Source organism: Kosakonia oryzendophytica, from assembly GCF_900094925.1.
In the GTDB taxonomy this organism is placed as follows: domain Bacteria; phylum Pseudomonadota; class Gammaproteobacteria; order Enterobacterales; family Enterobacteriaceae; genus Kosakonia; species Kosakonia oryzendophytica.
Genome location: NZ_FMAY01000009.1, coordinates 72,375 through 92,871, shown reverse-complemented (window position 1 = coordinate 92,871; position 20,497 = coordinate 72,375). Strand labels below are relative to the sequence as shown.

Sequence of the window (20,497 nt, the reverse complement as noted above, 5' to 3'; positions counted from 1 at the left end):
ATGTGCAAAAATCATCCGCCCGCCACGGCAAGCAGATGCTGTTTAAAACGCGCCGCCGCCGTTCCCTGTTCATGGTGTTTTGACCATACCAGCCACATTTCCGACACCGCATCCGGTTCGGTAATCGGTACCCAACGCATTTCACGCAATTCTACACGCCGGAAAGAGGCAGGCAGAATCGACACCCCCATGCCGGCCGCCACCAGACCAATAATGGTCATGGCTTCGCCGACCTCCTGCGCAATCGTCGGCGTCAGGTGGTAACGGCGCATCAGCCCAAGAATATCGTCATACAAGCCAGTGCCCACATGCGGATCGAAAAAGACAAACGGTTCCTGCGCCAGTTCCACCAGCGATACCGCCTCACGCGCGGCTAAGGGGTGGTTGCGGTGGATCATAGCCAGCAGCGGTTCACGCAAGATCACCTGCCATGCCAGCGTTTCCGGCAGTTGCGTATTACGCATTAACCCCAAATCCAGGCCCCCTTCGTTTAACGGTGCTATCTGTTCACGGGTGTTTATTTCCCGCGTTTGCAAATGCACATCCGGGTAGCGTTGACGAAACGATGACAGCGTGTCGGAGACAGCTTTGATAAAGGGTGCCGATGAGGTAAAACCGATGCGTAACTCACCGGTTTCCCCTTGATGCAAACGCGCCGCGCGAGCCGCGGCGTCATCCACCTGACTTAAGATTTGCCGGCTATCGGCCAGAAACTGTTTGCCCGCAGGCGTCAGCGATACGCTGCGGTTGGTGCGTGCCAGCAGACGCGCGCCGATTTGCTGCTCCAGAATCTGGATCTGCTGGCTCAGCGGCGGTTGCGAGATATTCAACCGCGCGGCGGCATGACCGAAATGCAACTCTTCGGCAACGGCAATAAAGTAGCGTAGATGGCGAAGCTCGATATTCATATTTAATAAGTCTTATTTGAGATTATTAATATATTAGACAGAATATTACACATTTCATACCCTTATGAGGTGGTAAGCCCGTCACCAAAATCACGGGATGAAAAGCTAAGGATCTCGAGTGAGTCGTACAACTACCGTTGACACCGCGCCGGCAAGCGTCGTTAACGAAAAACCTGTTTCTGTGCCGGGACAGTTTATTAAACGTGGTACTCCCCAATTCATGCGCGTGACGCTGGCGCTCTTCTCCGCCGGGTTAGCGACCTTCGCCCTGCTCTATTGTGTACAGCCGATTTTACCGGTGCTCTCCCAGGAGTTTGGCGTCTCGCCGGCCAGCAGCAGTATCTCCCTTTCTGTTTCGACCGCGATGCTGGCGATCGGCTTGCTGTTTACCGGACCGCTGTCGGATGCGATTGGACGTAAAAAAGTGATGGTGACCGCACTGTTACTCGCCTCCTGCTGTACGTTACTGTCGACCATGATGACCAGCTGGCACGGCATTCTGGTGATGCGCGCGCTGCTGGGCCTGTCATTAAGCGGCGTGGCGGCGGTCGGTATGACCTATTTAACCGAAGAGATCCACCCCAGCTTTGTCGCCTTCTCAATGGGGTTGTACATCAGCGGCAACTCTATTGGTGGAATGAGCGGCCGCCTGATCAGCGGGGTATTTACCGACTTTTTTAACTGGCGTATCGCGCTGGCGGCCATTGGTTGCTTCGCACTGGCCTCGGCGCTGATGTTCTGGAAAATTTTGCCGGAATCGCGCCATTTCCGCCCGTCCTCACTGCGTCCCAAAACGCTGTTTATTCATTTCCGGCTGCATTGGCGCGATAAAGGCCTGCCACTGCTCTTTCTGGAAGGCTTTCTGTTGATGGGGTCGTTCGTCACGCTGTTTAACTACATTGGCTACCGGCTGATGCAATCCCCGTGGATGCTGAGCCAGGCGGTGGTCGGGCTGTTGTCCGTGGCCTACTTAACAGGGACCTGGAGTTCGCCGAAAGCGGGTGCGATGACCAGTAAATATGGCCGTGGCCCGGTGATGATGGGTGCCACCAGCATAATGTTGATAGGTTTGCTGTTAACACTGTTCTCGTCGCTGTGGCTGATCTTTGCTGGCATGCTGCTGTTCACCGCCGGTTTCTTTGCCGCCCACTCGGTCGCCAGTAGCTGGATTGGGCCGCGTGCAAAACGCGCCAAAGGCCAGGCCTCGTCACTCTATTTATTCAGCTACTACCTGGGATCCAGCCTGGCGGGCACGTTAGGTGGGGTGTTCTGGCACAGTTACGGTTGGAATGGCGTGGGTGGTTTTATTGCAGCAATGCTGGCTATCGCGGTGTTGGTAGGCAGCAGGATCCACGCTCGCCTGCGGTAATGCCGCGAACAGCATCATGACCCCGCCCTTGCGCGGGGTTTTTTATTTGCGCTGTTGACCTGTTAAAACAACCCCAGTATGGACGAGGCGCCCATCAGCTCCCGCACGGCATCAAGCGCCATCAGAGCAAAAATTACCCATACAAATGGATTCATGGTTATCGCTGCGCTGTGTTGTTATTTGGTGATGTAAATAAGATTTATCTATTATGGTACAAATCCCATTATCGGCAGCATAACTACTACTTTTAGGTGGTTATGACAGAAAAACACAACCAGAGGCATTATGGATAAGCAAAACTATCAACAGCTCACCCGCACATTTCTTCGCCTGTCGCGCTTTTCACATCTCGCCGCCATCGCCAGTTGGGACATGTTCGCCATGATGCCGCCGGGCGGAAGCGCCGCGCGGGGAGAAGCGCTGGCGGAACTCAGCGTATTGCGCCATCAGATCCTTACCGACAAGAAAACCGGTCAATGGATACAGGCCGCGCAACAAGAAGATCTGGACGATATTGAACAAGCCAACCTGCGTGAGATGACCCGCCATTACCAGGAAGCGGCCCTGTTACCAGAAGCGCTGGTGGAAGCGCAGTCGCTGGCGGGCAGTAAATGCGAGCACGCCTGGCGCACACAGCGCCCTAATAATGACTGGGCCGGATTTTCCGCCAACCTCAAAGAGGTCGTCAGGCTGAGCCGTGAAGAGGCGAAACTGCGTGCGGACGCCAAAGGTTGCACGCCTTACGACGCTCTGCTGGATAAATTTGAACCGGATATGACCAGCGCCCGTCTGGATGCACTGTTTGGCGATATGAAATCCTGGTTGCCGGACCTGTTGCAAAAAGCCGTCGCGAAGCAGGCGCAGCAATCGCTGGTTGCGCCGCAAGGGCCATTCCCCATTGATGCGCAGCGTGAACTGGGGTTACAGGCCATGCAGGTGCTGGGTTTTGATTTTAATGGCGGGCGTCTGGATGTGAGTGCGCATCCTTTCTGCGGCGGCGTGCCGGAGGATGTGCGCATTACCACCCGCTACGATGAAAATGAGCTACTGAGCGCGTTGTTTGGTGTCGTGCATGAAACAGGTCATGCGCGTTACGAGCAAAACCTGCCGCGTCACTGGCCAGGCCAGCCCATCGCGCTCGCGCGCTCCACGGCCATTCATGAGTCGCAAAGCCTCTTTTTTGAGATGCAACTCGGGCGCAGCGATGCCTTTTTGCGCCGCCTGCAACCTGCCATCGTACAGCGTTTCGGGATGCAGCCAGCCTTTGAAGAGCACAACTTTATTGCCTGGAATCAGCGCGTAAAACCGGGGTACATCCGCGTCGATGCAGACGAAGTCAGCTATCCGGCGCATGTGATCCTGCGTTATGAGATCGAACGCGCGCTGATGGATGGCGAAATTGAGGTTGAGGATATTCCGGCACTGTGGAACGAAAAAATGCAGGCATGGCTGGGACTCTCCACTGAAGGCAATTACCGTAACGGTTGTATGCAGGACATTCACTGGACCGACGGCGGCTTTGGTTATTTCCCCTCCTATACGCTGGGTGCCATGTATGCAGCCCAACTGTTCCATGCCGCGCGTAACGCGCTACCGGGGCTGGATGACGCCATTGCCGCCGGTGATTTCACCGCACTGTTCGACTGGCTGCGGCAAAATATCTGGCAACATGGCAGCCGCTTCAGTACCGCGCAACTGATCGAAAACGCCACTGGCGAGGCGCTCAACGTGCGCTATTTCCGCGAGCATCTCACCCACCGTTACCTGTAGTAAACCCGCGCCGGAGCTGCGTTCCGGCGCGCTATTTTTCGCTGTACATCCCCGCTGTACATTCCGTTACACGCCGATACCAATCACTCACGGAAGTGGTGATTTTTTATGGATATAGTTCTTTCAACGGCCCCGCAGTGGGGTTGAATGAAGAAACCAATTCGAGGATATCGGAATGAAAAAAGTATTAGCTCTGGTTGTTGCCGCTGCAATGGGTCTGTCTTCTGCTGCTTTCGCTGCCGACACTGCAACAACAACTCCGGCTCCGGCTGCAACCACGACTGCGACGACCACCACGACTGCCGCACCAGTGAAAAAAGTACAGAAACATCATAAAAAAGCCGCTAAACCGGCTGTAGAGCAGAAAGCTCAGGCTGCAAAAGTTAAGAAACACCACAAAAAAGCCGCTAAACCGGCTGTAGAACAGAAAGCTCAGGCTGCAAAAGTTAAAAAACACCACAAAAAAGCTGCCAAACCGGCTGTAGAACAGAAGGCTCAGGCTGCTAAAAAACACGTTAAACATACTAAACACGTAAAACACACTGCTAAACCGGCTGCACAACCGGCTGCATAAGTAAACGTGATGGAATCCGGCGCTCAACGTACGAGCGCCGTGTTTAACCGGCGCTGACCCTTCGGGCGAAGCGCCGCTTTTCTCTGGAGGGCATATGCTGCGACGTTATCGTTTTGAAGTGATCCTGGCGATGCTGATTATCTGCGCGATCATTGCCGTCCAGTTCTATCTTTACTGATGTAGTGCGCTGATTTTACTCCCACTTTCTTCACGTCCCGTCTATATTTATTAACCTGGGCTTACGTTTAATAATCATAATTACCCCCACCCGAGTGTGATATGCGAAAAACCGTTGTGCTGTTGCTGGGACCGCTGCTTTTGTTTTCCGCTGTTGGACATGCTGACGAAGGCGATGATGACGCCGTAAACGCCAGCGACGTGAAGACGCTGTTTTTCGGGCATGATGATCGTGTCCGGGTTACCACGCCGACCAAAGCGCCATGGGATGCGATAGGTCAACTGGAAACCGCCAGCGGCAACTTGTGTACCGCTACGCTGATTTCTCCTCACCTGGCCTTAACCGCCGGGCATTGCCTGTTAACGCCGCCGCGCGGTAAAGCGGATAAGGCCGTCGCCCTGCGTTTTGTGTCGCAAAAAGGCGTCTGGCGCTATGAAATTCACGATATTGAAGGTCGGGTCGATTCCTCGCTCGGGCACCGCCTGAAAGCAGACGGCGACGGCTGGATCGTCCCCTCTTCTGCCGCATCCTGGGATTTTGGGCTGGTGGTGCTGCGTAACCCGCCTTCCGGCATTACGCCACTGCCGCTGTTCGCCGGTGATAAAGATGCGCTCACCGCGGCGCTGAAAGCAACCGATCGTAAAGTGACGCAGTCCGGCTATCCGGAAGATCACCTCGATACGTTATACAGCCATCAGGATTGTGTGGTGACGGGGTGGGCGCAAAATGCGGTACTGTCGCACCAGTGCGATACGTTGCCAGGCGACAGCGGTTCGCCGCTGATGCTGAAAACCGATGACGGCTGGCAACTGATTGCCGTACAAAGCTCAGCGCCCGCGGCAAAAGATCGCTGGCGCGCCGACAACCGGGCCATTTCCGTCACCGGGTTCCGCGATAAGCTGGAAGCACTGGCGAAAGAGAACGACTAGTTCAGCCTTGCTGCTGTAATGGCAGTTGCAAAATCTCGTTCAACGGTTTTGGCGCACTGTAATAATAACCCTGTAGCTGGTCGCAACCGGCCAGCCGCAGCAGTTTCATCTGTTTCTCTGTTTCCACCCCTTCTGCCACCACCTGCATGCCGAGCGCACTGGCGATGCGGATGGTGCCACTCACCAGCACCGACGCCTGTTCATCATCATCCACCAGACCGGCCAGCGATTTATCAATTTTGATGGTGTCAAAATTAAAACGCCGTAAATAACCGATGCTTGAATACCCCGTGCCAAAATCATCCAGCGCCACCGCCGTCCCCAGCGCTTTTAAATTGGCGATCGCCGCACGCGCGCGTTCCGGGTTTTCCAGTACGTAGGTTTCCGTCACTTCAAGCTGTAACCGCCGCGCGGGAAAATGGGTTGTGCCCAGCACGCTGGCCACTTTGTTTTCAAATTCCGGATCGCGAAACTGCGCGGGCGAGATGTTTACCGACAGCTTAAGCGTACTCAATGGCATTAATTGCTGGCAGGCACGCCGCAGCACAAACTGGCCCAGCGCATAAATCAGGCCACTGGTTTCGGCCACAGGAATAAAATCATCGGGCTTCAGTTCACCGCCCGGACGACGCGGCCAGCGCGCCAGAGCTTCCACCCCAATCATCGCCTGCGTACGGGCATCAACAATCGGTTGATACCAGACATCAAACTCCTCGCGCTCCAGCCCTTCACGAATGTCATTTTCGATCAACAGTTGCCGCTCGCGGGCGCTGTTCAGTTCGGCATTGTAAAGTGTCATACAGGCTTTGCCGGTCATTTTAGAGTGATACATCGCAATATCGGCGCGGCGAAACAGTTCCGAACTAGAGCACTCCACCAACGTCCCGCTGGCAATACCAATACTGGCACCAATATGAATCGTCCGTTTACCAATACGGACCGGTGCCGTAAGGTACTGCAACACGCTTTCGGCAAATTCGATCGCTTTCTCCATCGACCACGGCCCACTGAGCGTCATCGCGAATTCGTCTCCCCCCATCCGCGCCAGCATACCATCGGTAGGGATCTTCTCGCGCAGCGTCTGGGCAAGGGTGGCAATCAACCTGTCGCCGACATCATGCCCGTAAATATCATTGATATCTTTAAAACCATCGAGATCGATAAACACCACGCTAATCAGTTCACTGTCACCCATCGCACTCAACTGCTCCAGGTGTTCGATCAGTGCGCGTCGGTTTGGCAAGCGGCTCAACCAGTCCGTCAGGGCAATTTTGCGCGCGATTTTCTCTTCTTTCGCCAGCTTATATAACCCGGCGCTGCTCAGGGCAATAAACAGAAGGATCAGCGCAGAGGCAAGCATCGCAATGTGGCGTATATCTCCGGCGGCTGCACGAGCGGCCTGGACGCCAGGTAAACCCGGCCTCCAGCTCAGATAGCCGAGCAACTCACCTGCGGATCCGCGAACTGGAATACTGGTTGTTGTCACTACGTCTGGAGAATAGCTCAGGTTTTCAATTTGAAAGGTCGTGCCGAGATCGCTCAGGATGCGGGCGTTAAGATGTCGGGTAATAACCAGATAGCGGCGGGTCTGGTCATATACCTCAAGGCGGCCCACCATCGGGCGGATAAGCCCGATACTGACAAATGCTACCCCTTCGCGGGTTCGGGTCAGACCGGCAAAAACCTCCTGCCCGGACTGTAACGACTGCGCATGGTTACGGATTAACGCCACCAACCCGTCGCCAAAAAAAGCGAGATTGCTTTCGCTGAAAGGTTCTCCACGAAACGCGCCCCATAACACGCGGAAATTTTCGTCCAGCACGAAGGTACCATCATAGAGGTTATCCACTTTGAAACCCGCGCCCCAGGTCGTGAACAGCCACTGAAGATCAAGCTGCGGGCGATAAGTCTCACGCACCGCGTCATCCCAAACGGCGTTATCAATCACCAGCGAACGGGTACGATTAATTGCGGTCTGAATCGCCCCCTGCACCGAGAGCGCCGTGCGATGCTGATCAATTTCATTGGTCTTGGTGCTGATCAGGTGTAACGAGAGATAGAGTAACGCGATAACGGAAATAATCAGGCCAATCCCTGCCATAAAAATCATGATAAACAGGGTTCGGGCTGTAGGGATATTTCGCCAGCTTAACGGATTAAACATTCGCCGCCTCTTAATGGTGGCCCGAAAAAGTAGCCGCAGTGCGTCACGGTATTCTAAGCGTAATACAGCCGACGAATTTCGCTGCCCGCAATAACGGGCAGCGATCACATCAGGCAAGTTTAATCAGTGTCATCCCGACGATTAATAATATCAACCCCAACCAGCCTTTATCGTTCAGACGCTGCCCAAAGAGGATCCAGCCCGCCGCCAGCGTAGCGATAACACCAAAGCCCCCCCACAGAGCGTAAGCCACGGAAAGATCAATGCCTTTTACCGCTTGCGACAGTGCGCTGAACGCCGCCAACACCGCCAGCAGCGATCCGCAACCAAAGGCTTTACGACGAAAACCATCGGACCATTTGAGAAAAATATTCGCCGTGATCTCCAGTACGATGGCAATGGCCAGCCATGCGCCGTGGATCCATTCAAACTGCGACATGTTCACGCTCCTGGCGCACGGCTTTGCGCGTCCCTGATTTAATCAACACAATGCCCAGCACCAGTGTTGTTAGCCCCGCCACTTTTAGCGTCGATAACGGTTCATCAAATAAACGGACGCTCAACACAGTAATCAATACTATGCCAATGCCTTCCCATAATGCATACGCCACGCCCAGGGCGATTTTTTTTACCGCGAATGACAAGAAAATATATGACAGCGCAATCATTACCAGCATTACAATAAAACCGCTGTGGTTCTCGCTCATCGTTGCCCATTTCATCGACAATGTGCCGGTAATTTCCGCAACGATGGCCAGCGCTAAGAAGATCCAATAAATCATTTTTTTCTCCTGCTTGAGAATACAATACTTTGCGGCTTACCGAACCTCGGCAAACCGGATCAACAGAAATATCCGCCGCGCGTAAGCGGCCAGTTCAGGCAGAGAGAAAACTAGAGCGCCGAGCGCCAGTATTGTTCGCCCGAGAGCGGGCAGCAGGTATTGGAAAGAGAAAAAACAGAAGTGAAAATGCTGAATGGAATATCCATATCATTACAATTATCCGCAAATTGCTTCTCATCGTCGCGGAATAATATGTCCCCGGTAGTTAAACACGGTTTATTTCTATCACAGGCCAGGAATTTACTCAAAAGCTTTGCACTTCTTTACGCCGACAGTAACGCGCCGCTTGATACAGACAGCGGCGCGCTTTCAGCTACTCTTGCTGTTTTACTGCGCTGGCCCGCGCTTCCGCCAATAAATTCCACGAGCTGATAAATAATGCGGCAATCATTGGCCCCAGCACAAACCCATTAATGCCAAAGAATTGCAGCCCGCCCAGCGTGGTAAGCAGGATCAAATAATCCGGCATGCGGGTATCTTTCCCCACTAACAGCGGACGCAAAATATTATCGGCCAACCCTACCACCACCACAAAATAGAGCGTCAGCATTGTTGCAGTAGCAAGTTCATCGGTGGAATAGAGGAAAATCACCGCCGGGATCCAGACAATCGCGGTTCCTACCGCCGGAATCAACGACAAAAACGCCATCAGCGCGGCCCACAGCAGACTGCCGTTGAAACCGGCGAACCAGAAACCCATTCCCCCCAGCGCCCCCTGGACAATGGCCACCACCAGCGTCCCTTTGACGGTAGCCCGTGCCACACCCGCAAATTTCAGAAACAAGCGGCGTTTAATTTTTGCCGACAGCGGCATCGCTTCATAGATTTTACGCACCAGATGCGCGCCATCTTTCAATAAAAAAAACAGCAAATAGACCATTAAGCAGAAATTGATGGTGATCCCCAACGTACCTTTGCCAATGATCACTGCGCTCCCGGCCAGGTAACGCCCAACGCTTAGCGCAACGCCGGAAAGTTTTTCACGGATGGCCATCACTGAATCAAAGTCGTTCTCCCGCAGATAATTTCTCGCCCATTCCGGCAGATGCGCAATACCATTGCTTAATAACTGCGGTAGGTCGGTGGCGTTATTTTGCAGGCGCTGATACAGATTATTTATTTCGACCGCCAGTGACGACAGCACGATCATCATCGGAATAAACACGATCACACAAATCAGCAACACGGTAATCAGCGAGGCGATACCGTTACGCCCGTGCAGGAGAACCGACAAACGCATGCGCAATGGATAAAAAATTAATGCCAGAATCACCGCCCAAATAATCGCGGAATAGTACGGCTGGATAAGCGCAAAAAACGCCACACTGACCAGCAATAGCAAAATGATAAAGAAGAAGTTGTTTATTTTTAGCGTCGTCATTCGGGCCATCCATTGGTTACACTGCCCCCAAGTGTAGTGACCTGACCCCGGAATGTAAAAACAATGTCTGCCACCACAGGATGTATTGAAGCCAGAAGAAGATACCTATGCGGCTGAATAATGACGTAACGGCAGCGGCTCCACGGCAGATAACAACTGCCGGGTCCAGGGGTGACGCGGCGCACTGAATACCTGCTCCACCCCGCCGCTCTCCACGACTTCGCCATCTTTCTTTCATCACCGCAATACGGTGACTCATATGCTGCACGACACCCAAATCGTGTGAAATAAACACCATCGATAAGCGCAGACGATTTTGCAGCGCCACCAGCAGATCCAACACCTGCGCTTGCGTGGTCACATCCAGTGTCGAGACCGGTTCATCGCAGATCAGGATGTCCGGCTCGCAGGCCAGCGCCTGAGCAATGGAAATGCGTTGCCGCTGGCCACCGGATAATGTTGTCGGGCGCCGGTTCAGCCGGTCACGGCTTAGTGTTACCAATGCGGTGACGGAATAGGCGGTGATTGACGGATCGATAATCGGCGTATCGCTCCCCAGCGCTACATGGAGCACGCCGCCTTTCTACGGTTCGGCGTAACCCGGAAAGGCAACCCCCGCCAGAACGATGGCGGAAATCAGGGATAAACTGACGATACGGCCTGCGGCAATGACGCGTTTTCTCATCTCTTTTTCTTCCTTTTTGATTTGTGAAGGCGCGAAGCCATCTTAGGAAGAAAAAAACCACCGGCAAACGATGTAACGTCTATCCTTTGCCAGAAATGAGCACTCGTCAGTCAGCCCCCCATGGATGTGACGTGCTGTTAATCCGTTTTCTTTCAGATTCATCTGCTCGAAACCTGATTCACGATGCCTATTCTCTAATTACGCGTTATCATATTCGCCGACCTATATTGTATACATTAATGAATGTTATATCAGACATCATATATATCTCACCTCTCCCGGAACAATGTTTCAAAAGCATTATTTGCAGGCTATTTAATCATTAAACTAATTTGACAGCCGACAATAACAATTCTATCAAAACACATTAACCACATGATTTAAATAGTTAATATTTTTATTTGATCCTCGATGTTGTTTTTTTTGTTATTGCTGCATATTGTTAATGACGTAGTTACCTCAAAACTGTCTTGCAAAAGAAGCAGATTAAATACCATTACTGAGGTAGTCACATGCTCGTTAAAATATATGCTATTGCAGGCAGCAATCAATTACGGAAAGTAATAATAACCCTGGTTTAATGCAATGGGAATCAACGGGTTTCATCTGTTTTTATCTCACGCAATTTAAGCCATGCTTAATGCACTATTCAAAATAGTGTAAAACACAATAGTCATTTAACAATGAACACTAGCCATCAATAATACGTTGATGCAAAAGCTTATTGACCATTTTTATTACAGCAACAAATCGGTATTTATAAACATAATTATCCTCTCTTCCCGTATGGGAATGGGGCACCTTTTCCCTCGTTTTCTGGATTATTGTATGACGACACTCAGCTACTCCAATGACGACAGAGATATCGTCAAAAAAGTGATCGCACAATACGGCAACAAAGGCACATTCGCGATTGATGCCAATGACCCTTTGCTGGTGCGCTTTTATGCTATTCAACTCGCACTGGCGGGTATCACCCCGAACAATTACCCGGCGTTTAGCCGTCAGTGGAACGACGTCATGTTGTTGAAAAGCCGCCCTGGAAAACGTGATCAAGCCAGCGTCAATGGGGCTGTGCCGGTTTATAGCATTGTCGATATTAACTCCCTTGATGGGCGCAATTACACCGCTGATGCGCTGGGATCGCTGCCCACCCAGGCCACCAATGTCACGCAAACGTTGGGGCTGTTTGACAGCGATGCCAACAGCGTGGGAACGGTAAATTACACGAAGTCCTATATTAATGCGACAGATTGCCATATTCAGGCCAGCGGTGTTTATTCCCGCGCTCCGCAGGAAAATACAGAAAACGTCGCTGTTATTTATACCTTTGCGCAGACTATCAATCAGCAAACGGTTTTTGGCGCAGAAGTGATTGCCTCGCAGAGTTATCCAAAAGAAATCATTAATACCTCACCCACCGATCTGAAACAGAATAGCCAGATTAAAATTTGTTTAACCCGCGAGGCTGCCGACTGCGATTACTGGCATGATTATAACGGCGTGGTCAGCGTTCCCATTAAAGGTCAGGTCACCTATTTAAATAACATTGACATGAATGGCGGGCAACCGGTAAATGCCTGGAACGCCATTTACCTTATTCGCACGCGGGCTGGTGGCGATCCTATTACTCCGCTCAGTGATGTGAATGTGTTTAACAGCCCGAAAACGCAAATCAATGGCAATAGTATTTCCTGGGACCTGGACTGGCTGAAGTTTAAAACGGTTGATTTTCAATCGGGTGAAAATGTGTATTACATTTTCAAAATGGGCGTTTCCGTTGGTGGGAAAAACGTAGCCAGTTTTATTACCAACGCACCCAAAAATGTATTACCCGAACAGCGTTTTCTTAATACGTTCACCATAAAGCCCATGCAAATTGTTTATGGCTGTCTGGCCAAAGGGACGCAAGTCATTATGCGGGATGGCAGTCAGAAGAGTATCGAAACGATTGTGCCTGGCGAATGGGTATTATCCCAGCAGCAGCGTTATTTACGCGTGGAAGATGTCATTCGCGGTAAGGAATCCGATTGTCGGGTGCTTCATTTTACCTCGCCACATGGCGCACAAAACCTGACCGCCAGTGCCGGGCACCCCATCTGCACCACCCTCGGTGTTGTGCTGGCAAAGGAACTGACGCCGCAACACCGCCTGATAACACATGAAGGTGAGTTCACCATTGACGCCATTGAGACAACAACCCATGAACAGGACGTTTATAACCTGCATCTGTCGACCGACGATCCCCTTGCCGATGGGCTGGAAGGACGCAGCACACTGTACGCCAACGGTGTACTGGTGGGCGACAGCCAGATGCAGTGGCAGTACGAAGAAGAGTACAACCAGCGTCCGGTGAATGTGCTGGCTCAATTGCCCGACGAATGGCATCAGGATTACCAGAATTACCGTGCGGTAATGAGGAAATAGCGCCATGTACAAAGGCTATCCGGATTTCCAACAGATCATCACCAGCGACGATCACCTTTTCGTTGCGGATTACCAGCAAGATGGCGTGTTCTATCTCTACCCGCAGAGTAGCGCCATTCTTGCCACGGAACCGCCACCGCTGGCGTTTGCGCTGGATATTATCCGCAGCTATAGCCTGCAAGTGATCTACGGCAAACTGGCGTTTACCTGCCAGTTGCAATTTGCCGACAAAACGACGCTGGTGAATTTCAGCCGTCAGCACCCGGACTCCAGCATCCGCGTGCTGCCAGTGTCGCCCGACCAGCTTGGCTTCAGTGCACCACCTGACCACGCCTCCACGCTGACCGACAAACCCTATGATCCTACGTGGTATGCCGCGCAGGATATCCAGTTTATTGTGCTGCTGGATGTCTATAGCGCGGCGTTGATTGAAAAAGTACTGCGCGATGGTATTACCGGCTTTCGCGCACGGATGGATGGCGGGGTTATCGGCGTCTCCCCGCGTCTGGACTATACCGTCGACACGAACGTTAAAACGTTGATTGGCGTGCTGGCCGACAATGTACCAGGCAGTGAGCGGCTGGCGGACAATCGGGTGATTTTTAATTATCTGCAACTGGCCGGGTATCTTGCTGAACATCTTACCCGGCTTCCGCTTAGCATCACGCCGGTGTTAACGTCAACGGATCCGGAGCTGATACGCCTCTTCAGTCAGGCGTTACTTGACCGGTTGTACAATCGCTACGGTCAGCCGTGGTCTGGCCCTGTTGACAGCAATACCCCGTGGATTGGCCTGAAAACGCCGAATGACGGGCACGATGTTATTGAACTGTTCCGGGAGGAACTCACCCGCCGCCCGCTCTGTTTTACCCTTGATCCGTTTGCCGCCGCGCAGCAGATCGCCAAAGTCGACATCAACGCTATTCTCCATTATCCCGAGCCGCTGCCGATGCCAGACGGCAAGCTGACATTCAATCTGTTCTATACCTGGCCGCCGGGATTGAGCGATGGTGTCAATATCGATGTGCAGATAACGATCCCGGCCGGGCTGTTGTACCCCACTGAGCAGACAAAAACGCTGTTACTGCAGGCAACGACCACCCATTTAACCTGTGAGTTTTATAACAACAACCCGGACGAAACGGGCAGTTATCACTACCAGGTGCGCATGACCTGGTCTGGCGAGCACGGTCGTCAGTTTCTGATCGGCGAGCGCACTCCCTTTAGTGGCAACACGCTGGTACTGGGCTACAACGCGCTACCCTGTCCGTTTTTAACCATCAATATTGATCCCGGCTTTGCCTCCAGCTGCCGGGTAAGCGGCATTTTCCACAGCCAGGATAAGGAAGTCCCCTTGCTGTTAACGGAGAAAGCGCAGTGGTTCAGCTATCCGCTACTCGACAAGGCGGATCACGCACAGCTTAGCGCTGAGCAACTATCCGGGCCGGGCGTCGTCCCGCTGCCGACACCCGTGATGTTAAGCACCACCATTGGCGCCTGGTGTTTCCCGCAATTTGGCGCACAGTGTGCGCTGATTACCGTTCACTTTCCGTCAACGATGCCTTACGTGGAGCTGCTGTTTCAGGCGCAGGGACGGGACGATGATCAGGCACATGCGTTTACCCACTCACAACCCACTTTTGAGTATCGCTGGATCGTGACGTCAATATTCGCCGCGGGTTTTCGTTACAGACGACCTGCTGGCGAGTGGTCAGATTACGTAAGCGGCGATCAGACGATCGATATAGAGGCCTAACCATGACAGCCGAATACCTCAACCCGGAGCAAACATTGCAGAATTTTTTTCTGCTGGAGAGTGCGTTTGCTTTTCACGATCAAACCCAACCACCGACGGTGTACGCCTATGGTCGCTTCACCCCAGACTTGATACTGGATATGCAGAATACGCCGGTGAGCGCCCTGCACCTGATAACCAGCCCCGGCGGCGGCCTCGCCACGTTTATTTCACCTCAGCTTCCCGTCGACCAGGAGGCCATCGTTGCGTGGATCGAACAGCATATTGCGCCAGGGTTGCAGAACGTCCAACTGATGCAGTGCGAGAGTCAAATCGCCCTTGGTCTGCGCTTTGTTAACAGCGCCGACGGTACCTCCAGACGGCTGGAATTCAGCGAGGCAAAACTGGCGCTGACCCATGCCGAAAGCAGCCAGTTGGCGGGCGCGATTCAGGGAACGGCGAACCAGGTGTTTCTTAACACGCTCACGACGTTTCTGGTTATTTGTCAGGCGGACGGCGCGCTTGCCGCAGACTGGCTCGCTTTTTTACGTCTGGCGGTCACGCAGGGCATCCGCCAGACGCCGGAACTGATTGCGCTGATTAATCAGCAAATTGACGCTGGCGCGATCACGTTCACTCACCACTATGCCAATTCACCCTCTGCGGAAACCCAGGCGCTGGTACGCAGCGAACTGGTGAACCTCGCGGCATTGCTTACTGGCAACACCTTAAAAAACGTAAACAATATTGATCAGTTACCCAGTCACATCACTTACGACATCACCTACAGCCACAGTGTGCCGCAGCGTTATTTGCTGGAGTATGACCAGGATCTTGCGCCGCTGCTCAGTCAGTTGCCTTTTGACACGATCGTCTCCTACAGCCCTACACCGCTGCCGGAACCCTCAAGACCCGATAAACCCGTTGAGCACACTCGCTGCACTGTACAACTGGGCTTTAAAGCCAGCGAGTACAAGATAACCGCCATCGAATTACGCTGGGGCAGTCAAACGCAGGCCATGCAGTGGCCCTCATTTCCCCCGGTCACGCTGGAGAACGAAGGTTCCCCCGGCGACATCACGTTGACGGTGACCTTCGCTGACTACTCCACCTTCAGTAAGTCATTGTTCTGGCAGAAGGACATTACCCTCTGGCCAGCCGATATTGGCGTGAATACGGTGGTGTTCGATGCCAGCCATCTGGCAACCGTGTTTGCCAGCATCAACGGCAGCGCCACCTGGATCCCTGCCACCTCTTCGCTGAAAAAAGTCTCCACCAGTTTTCAGTTCTCCGGCAACCAGTGGCAAAGCACCTGGTTGTTGAATACCCATGCCGAAAACCTGAACGGGCGCATTGAGTATCGCTGGGAGGGCGTACCGGCGTCTCACTGGTCGAAGAAATATGAATCAGGTCCACAGCAGTCCACCGTCAGCCCCATCGTGTTGCAGTACATCAAGTAACATCACTGAGAGGAAACGCACATGTTAACGACCGCATTGCAGCAATCTGTCAAAATTCCCGTCAGCAGCTATTTAGGCCTCACTGAATATGCCTATACCTGCTATGCCGACAGTAATGACAAGAACGTTTTTTACGTCGTGCCCGAAATTCCCGTCTTTTCCGCCCGGGACGGCAGACCACAGTTTATGTTCTACAAGTACCGCAGCACCGACCAGCAAGGCGGCTATGCGCAGTTTACCGTTAACCTGCCCCAGCCCACGGAGGAGATGAAAGATAAGATCCGCGCCCTGCTCTATAACAATATTTCAGGGCAGCTGAGCGCTAAATCGACGCTGATTGTGAAGTATGTGAAGGCCAATAAAGCCTTTAAAGACGATCCGACCAACAAAACGAAAGAAAAAGATCGCGATACCGCGCTGAAAAACACCGGCTTAACCGCCGAGCAGGCCAGTGTCTATGAGGAGTTGTACGACCCCAGCAAAGGCGATGATCAATTCTTAAACCGTCTGATGCCCGATGAAGCGAAAAAGATAAAGCTGCAACAGCCGCGTTATACCACTGCGCAGGCCACCTTGATCCTCGATAATAACAAAGCGTTTTACCGGGAGATCCCCACGGTGTTGACCCCATCGGGCCTGGGTGACAACGATACCGTATTTAGCCTGTCGCTGACCGGTGAAGGCGCCACGCTATTCGAACAGGTTCTGAAAGGCTCAGAAAAAAATGCCAGCGTTGGCGTCCGCTTTAACTTCACGCTGGATGCCTCACTCCCGGCGGCAAGCGTTACCGTCAGCTATAGCAGCGAAAAAACCAAAGAGGTGACGCAAGAGATCGATCGCCACACCTGGTCCGCTGATGAGAAGAAAATCGAGCAAAAATACCTCGACGCGCAGGCCATCACCTCCAAAGTGGAGATCGACCTGGGGGCAGAGGAACTGGGCATGAGCCAGGAGCAGTACCTCGCCTGGAAAGAGTCGCTTCGCCTGTGGGGGCAGAAACAGGTTGAGCAGATCCTCAGTAGCCAGACCGGTCTGGATATGAGCCTGAACCTGCTGAACGATGCTGGCGGCTTCGATAAGTTCAAAGAGAGCCTGAAAGATACCCAAAGTTTCAGCCGCGTCTATTCAGAAAACGCCGTGGTTTCCTTTACCATCGCGCCGCAAACGCAACTCCCCTCAATTCTTTCGCTCCTGAAGAAAGGTGAAAAACTGGAGGACTACTTTAAAGAGTACGATCTGGACGACCCGTTCTACAGTCACCTGCAACCGGAGTTCTATGTCACCCGCGACCTGGCGAAATACAACATTGAAAACGTTATCGTCACGGTGAAATATGGCGATAAAGCCTCTACGTTGACCTTCGACAGAGATGACGATAAGCCGAAAAAAACGGATTACTGGTATGTCGACCAGAAACTCGGTCGCGTCTACAGCTACTCCTACGTGGTGAACTTCTCCGGCGTCCATGCCAAACCCTACCATTCCGGGCCGATCGAAGTGGTGGATAGCCTGGTGGAAACCATCAACGTCGCCCAGTGCGGTATCGTCTATGCAGATATCGCCACGCTGATCTCACCGGCGGGTTGGAAAATCTTCGAACAGGTGGTGGTTAAAACGCAGTATTCCGATCCCAAACATGGCATTGAAGAGAACCCGGTAAACCAAATCGTTACCGAGAAAAACCCGCCACAGCCCTATATTTATCCGATTGGGATCAAACAGGAAGAACCGATCTTCTTCACCGCCGACTACCACACTGTCGATGGCAGTAAACTGACCTATGTGCCGCCGGGTTCAGACTCCAGTTCGCAGATGCCGGATTATGCCACTACCAAAGCCAATCAAATCCAGATCGAAAACGCGCTGCCACGGCAGCAGAACTTTAACATTGTGTTCCAGATCCCTGAACAAAACGTGGCGTTTATCTCCTTCGACTTGTATATCGACTATCCGCGGTACCATTTTAAAATCACCAAAAATCTGACGGTAGATGAGTTCCCGGAGAACAAAAAAACCATCGTCAAATCACTCACTGTGCAAGTCATGGCGGATGAGGCCGGTAACGAGGCTGAATACAGTTATAAAGCAACCATTGTTTATAACGAAAAACCGGAAAAAGAGATTGAGGATAAATTCACCGGCACCACTGTTTTTGTTAAGTGCTAGCGATATTTCCCGCCAGGGTAATGCGCTGATGCATTCCCTGGCGACGGTCTCTCTTTATTAAGATGGACAACTGCCATGTCCAATATCATTATTCAGAACAATATTGCTTTTATTCCTGCCGCGGTGGAGCGCCCGATATTTTATTATATTGCGGCCACGCCGACGTGCATTCTTCATACCGACAACACGCCCGCCGTGCAGTTGCAGGTCTTTCGCAACAGCAGCGACCCGGACGATGTGTATTATGCCATGCTGTCACTGCAAACGCAGTTGGCCAGCAGTCAGGCTGCGGCGCAGGCAGCGGCAAGATCCTGTCCGGCGATCCCGCCGGATGCCGTACTGCAACCCTTGCAGGCGATAGCCTGTACGGCAACCTTAAATATTCCTGGCATACTGCCTGAGCAACCGAACAGAGCCTCGCTGAGCAATGAGCAAGTCTGTTATCTCTTCGGCAGAATAGCGAAAAAAGAGGATATTGAAGTACTGGTGGCGTTATTACGATCTCCGCAGTCCGCCCCTGTTGCCGTAAGTTATAAAGTGGATTATTTGCAACAATTACCGCCCTCAACGTTTGAGCTGGAAGCAAACTGGCAGGAGGTGTACGACTATTTACAAACCAGCGTGGGATTTAACATCCTTATTTTATCGGTTGATATTAAGGATATTTCCTCGACGCTGATTAGCCAGCGTACTGTCAAGATTAAGACCCGCCAGAGCGATCCCGACAGTCATATTATTCAGGCCGGTGAAGAGTTGACAGATATTTTAATCAGTGAATTTTTCACGCCGGCATTTGCCCATCAGGCGCCCGAGGCACCACCCCGTTTTGGCTTTTATTTACAGCAGGTCTCGCTGAAGGAGACGGATAATCGACGCCTGAGTGCGAAGCTTTCGGAAACCACCGCCGTCAAGCGCTCCCTCTACCCGCAGGCGCTATTGGGTGTGCTGGTCGAAAACAGCGATTATCAGCCACAACGCGTGATTGAACTCATTGATCTGAAAGATGATTTTTTTGCTCATCGTACGGTCAACGTGCATCTGCTCAACCCGGAGCTTGACGATAATATTCTGCTGGTGGTGGCAAACATGACCTATGGCAAGCAGAACCAGGCACTCAAGTTCAACGCCGCTGCGTCACAGCCGCAAACCTTTACCCGCCCCAGCCTTCTCGATCCCAACACCGGCGAAATGATCTGGCCGGTCAGTTATCAGTTTACGGTCTATTTCCAGCAGCCCATTGGCGGCCTGGCGAGCGTGAGTTCCGGGCCGATGAGCACCTCGCTGGGGGATGTCTTCCTCGACGTCGAATCGTTATATGCGCGCTATGACTTTACGATCAAAACGCAGTCGCGCTTTAACTGGGACTGGTATGACTCGGTGTTGGTCACCGTCATCTGCCAGCATTTGCGGCAGAAAAACAATCGCATTGCGAAAAGTTTTCTGCTCGATCAACACACCACGCACGTCAATTACCCGCTGATGCTTCCGGATGCGGATCTCTGGCAGTTTGACGTCACCAAGCAGTACAGCAATGCCGCCAACGCCCCGCATATCCCGGCCACGCTGAGTCAGGCTATCGGGCAGGATGTTTTCATTTTTTCGGCACTCTACCCGCAACGCACATTACAGGTTGCCGCCGGGTTTGACTGGCAGGTTGTCAGACAAGCCACAGTGTTTCTCAGCTACAACAGCGGGCCTGATGGTCCCGTGCTCCAGCAGATGCAGATGTTTACTGAAGATGGCGAGAACCCGCAGTCATTCTCCGCCGACCAACTGAACGCCGACTGCCGCACCATTGCCCTGGAAATCCTGGTCGAGTTTCAGCCGGATCACAGCAACGGTAACGATCCGCGCATCAACACCACCACGGATGCTGATTTTATCGATATTGCCAAACTCATTTAAGGAA

At 52.5% G+C, this 20,497-nt stretch carries 16 protein-coding genes and 1 pseudogene; 10 read left to right on the top strand and 7 right to left on the bottom strand.

Translation table 11 applies throughout. From position 1 onward, the window contains the following. Window positions 1-11 precede the first annotated feature (11 nt). Window positions 12-908 carry a LysR family transcriptional regulator gene (locus GA0061071_RS15895; protein ID WP_088237477.1) on the bottom strand — a complete coding sequence of 299 codons (897 nt, stop codon included), beginning with the start codon at window positions 906-908 and terminating at the stop codon, window positions 12-14. Window positions 909-1,026: 118 nt separating this feature from the next. Here GA0061071_RS15895 and GA0061071_RS15890 point away from each other — a divergent pair, with 118 nt between their 5' ends. Next, the gene (locus GA0061071_RS15890; RefSeq protein WP_088237476.1) at window positions 1,027-2,277 is read left to right on the top strand and encodes an MFS transporter; all 1,251 of its coding nucleotides are present in this window, start codon (window positions 1,027-1,029) and stop codon (window positions 2,275-2,277) included. Between the two features lie 62 nt (window positions 2,278-2,339). On the opposite strand, the gene GA0061071_RS23710 is transcribed toward GA0061071_RS15890, so the two are convergent. Beyond that, complete coding sequence (locus GA0061071_RS23710) at window positions 2,340-2,432, bottom strand: KPN_01571 family protein (protein WP_209446737.1); 93 nt, start codon at window positions 2,430-2,432, stop codon at window positions 2,340-2,342. Between the two features lie 130 nt (window positions 2,433-2,562). Between GA0061071_RS23710 and GA0061071_RS15885 the strand changes: the two genes are divergently transcribed. From GA0061071_RS15885 to GA0061071_RS15870, 4 genes are all read left to right on the top strand, one after another. Beyond that, complete coding sequence (locus GA0061071_RS15885) at window positions 2,563-4,047, top strand: carboxypeptidase M32 (protein WP_088237475.1); 1,485 nt, start codon at window positions 2,563-2,565, stop codon at window positions 4,045-4,047. A gap of 175 nt (window positions 4,048-4,222) precedes the next feature. Further along, complete coding sequence (asr, locus tag GA0061071_RS15880; protein WP_061495553.1) at window positions 4,223-4,621, top strand: acid resistance repetitive basic protein Asr; 399 nt, start codon at window positions 4,223-4,225, stop codon at window positions 4,619-4,621. Window positions 4,622-4,715: 94 nt separating this feature from the next. After that, entirely contained in the window at window positions 4,716-4,799 is an 84-nt protein-coding gene (gene ydgU / locus GA0061071_RS23845; protein ID WP_088237474.1) for a small membrane protein YdgU, read from the top strand. A gap of 101 nt (window positions 4,800-4,900) precedes the next feature. Then, window positions 4,901-5,728 (top strand): trypsin-like serine peptidase, encoded by an 828-nt coding sequence (locus tag GA0061071_RS15870; protein ID WP_088237473.1) that lies wholly within the window; start codon window positions 4,901-4,903, stop codon window positions 5,726-5,728. 1 nt (window position 5,729) lies between these two features. On the opposite strand, the gene GA0061071_RS15865 is transcribed toward GA0061071_RS15870, so the two are convergent. The 5 genes and pseudogenes from GA0061071_RS15865 to GA0061071_RS15845 all read right to left on the bottom strand — a co-directional run. Continuing rightward, window positions 5,730-7,892: a putative bifunctional diguanylate cyclase/phosphodiesterase gene (locus GA0061071_RS15865; protein ID WP_061495549.1), complete on the bottom strand. Its 2,163-nt coding sequence runs from the start codon at window positions 7,890-7,892 to the stop codon at window positions 5,730-5,732. Between the two features lie 109 nt (window positions 7,893-8,001). Beyond that, window positions 8,002-8,331, bottom strand: coding sequence for a multidrug/spermidine efflux SMR transporter subunit MdtI (mdtI, locus tag GA0061071_RS15860; RefSeq protein ID WP_061495547.1), 330 nt, complete (start codon window positions 8,329-8,331; stop codon window positions 8,002-8,004). Beyond that, window positions 8,318-8,674, bottom strand: a complete 357-nt coding sequence (gene mdtJ / locus GA0061071_RS15855) for a multidrug/spermidine efflux SMR transporter subunit MdtJ (RefSeq protein ID WP_088237472.1) — start codon at window positions 8,672-8,674, stop codon at window positions 8,318-8,320. Before mdtJ ends, mdtI begins: the two co-directional genes overlap by 14 nt. A gap of 373 nt (window positions 8,675-9,047) precedes the next feature. Then, window positions 9,048-10,115, bottom strand: coding sequence for an AI-2E family transporter (locus tag GA0061071_RS15850; RefSeq protein WP_061495542.1), 1,068 nt, complete (start codon window positions 10,113-10,115; stop codon window positions 9,048-9,050). 105 nt (window positions 10,116-10,220) lie between these two features. Continuing rightward, window positions 10,221-10,617, bottom strand: a pseudogene (locus tag GA0061071_RS15845) (ATP-binding cassette domain-containing protein); the annotation flags it as partial. 1,011 nt (window positions 10,618-11,628) lie between these two features. On the opposite strand from GA0061071_RS15845, the gene GA0061071_RS15840 reads away from it, so the two are divergent. The 5 genes from GA0061071_RS15840 to GA0061071_RS15820 all read left to right on the top strand — a co-directional run bounded on the left by GA0061071_RS15840 (window position 11,629) and on the right by GA0061071_RS15820 (window position 20,493). After that, a complete protein-coding gene (locus GA0061071_RS15840) occupies window positions 11,629-13,227 on the top strand; it encodes a hypothetical protein (RefSeq protein ID WP_088237471.1) in 1,599 nt (532 codons plus the stop codon). Window positions 13,228-13,231: 4 nt separating this feature from the next. Next, window positions 13,232-14,983 (top strand): hypothetical protein, encoded by a 1,752-nt coding sequence (locus GA0061071_RS15835; RefSeq protein WP_088237470.1) that lies wholly within the window; start codon window positions 13,232-13,234, stop codon window positions 14,981-14,983. A 2-nt stretch (window positions 14,984-14,985) separates the two neighbouring features. Then, the gene (locus GA0061071_RS15830; protein ID WP_088237469.1) at window positions 14,986-16,422 is read left to right on the top strand and encodes a hypothetical protein; all 1,437 of its coding nucleotides are present in this window, start codon (window positions 14,986-14,988) and stop codon (window positions 16,420-16,422) included. 21 nt (window positions 16,423-16,443) lie between these two features. Continuing rightward, window positions 16,444-18,588, top strand: coding sequence for a hypothetical protein (locus GA0061071_RS15825; RefSeq protein ID WP_088237468.1), 2,145 nt, complete (start codon window positions 16,444-16,446; stop codon window positions 18,586-18,588). Between the two features lie 75 nt (window positions 18,589-18,663). Continuing rightward, window positions 18,664-20,493, top strand: a complete 1,830-nt coding sequence (locus tag GA0061071_RS15820) for a hypothetical protein (protein ID WP_088237467.1) — start codon at window positions 18,664-18,666, stop codon at window positions 20,491-20,493. Window positions 20,494-20,497: the final 4 nt, after the last annotated feature.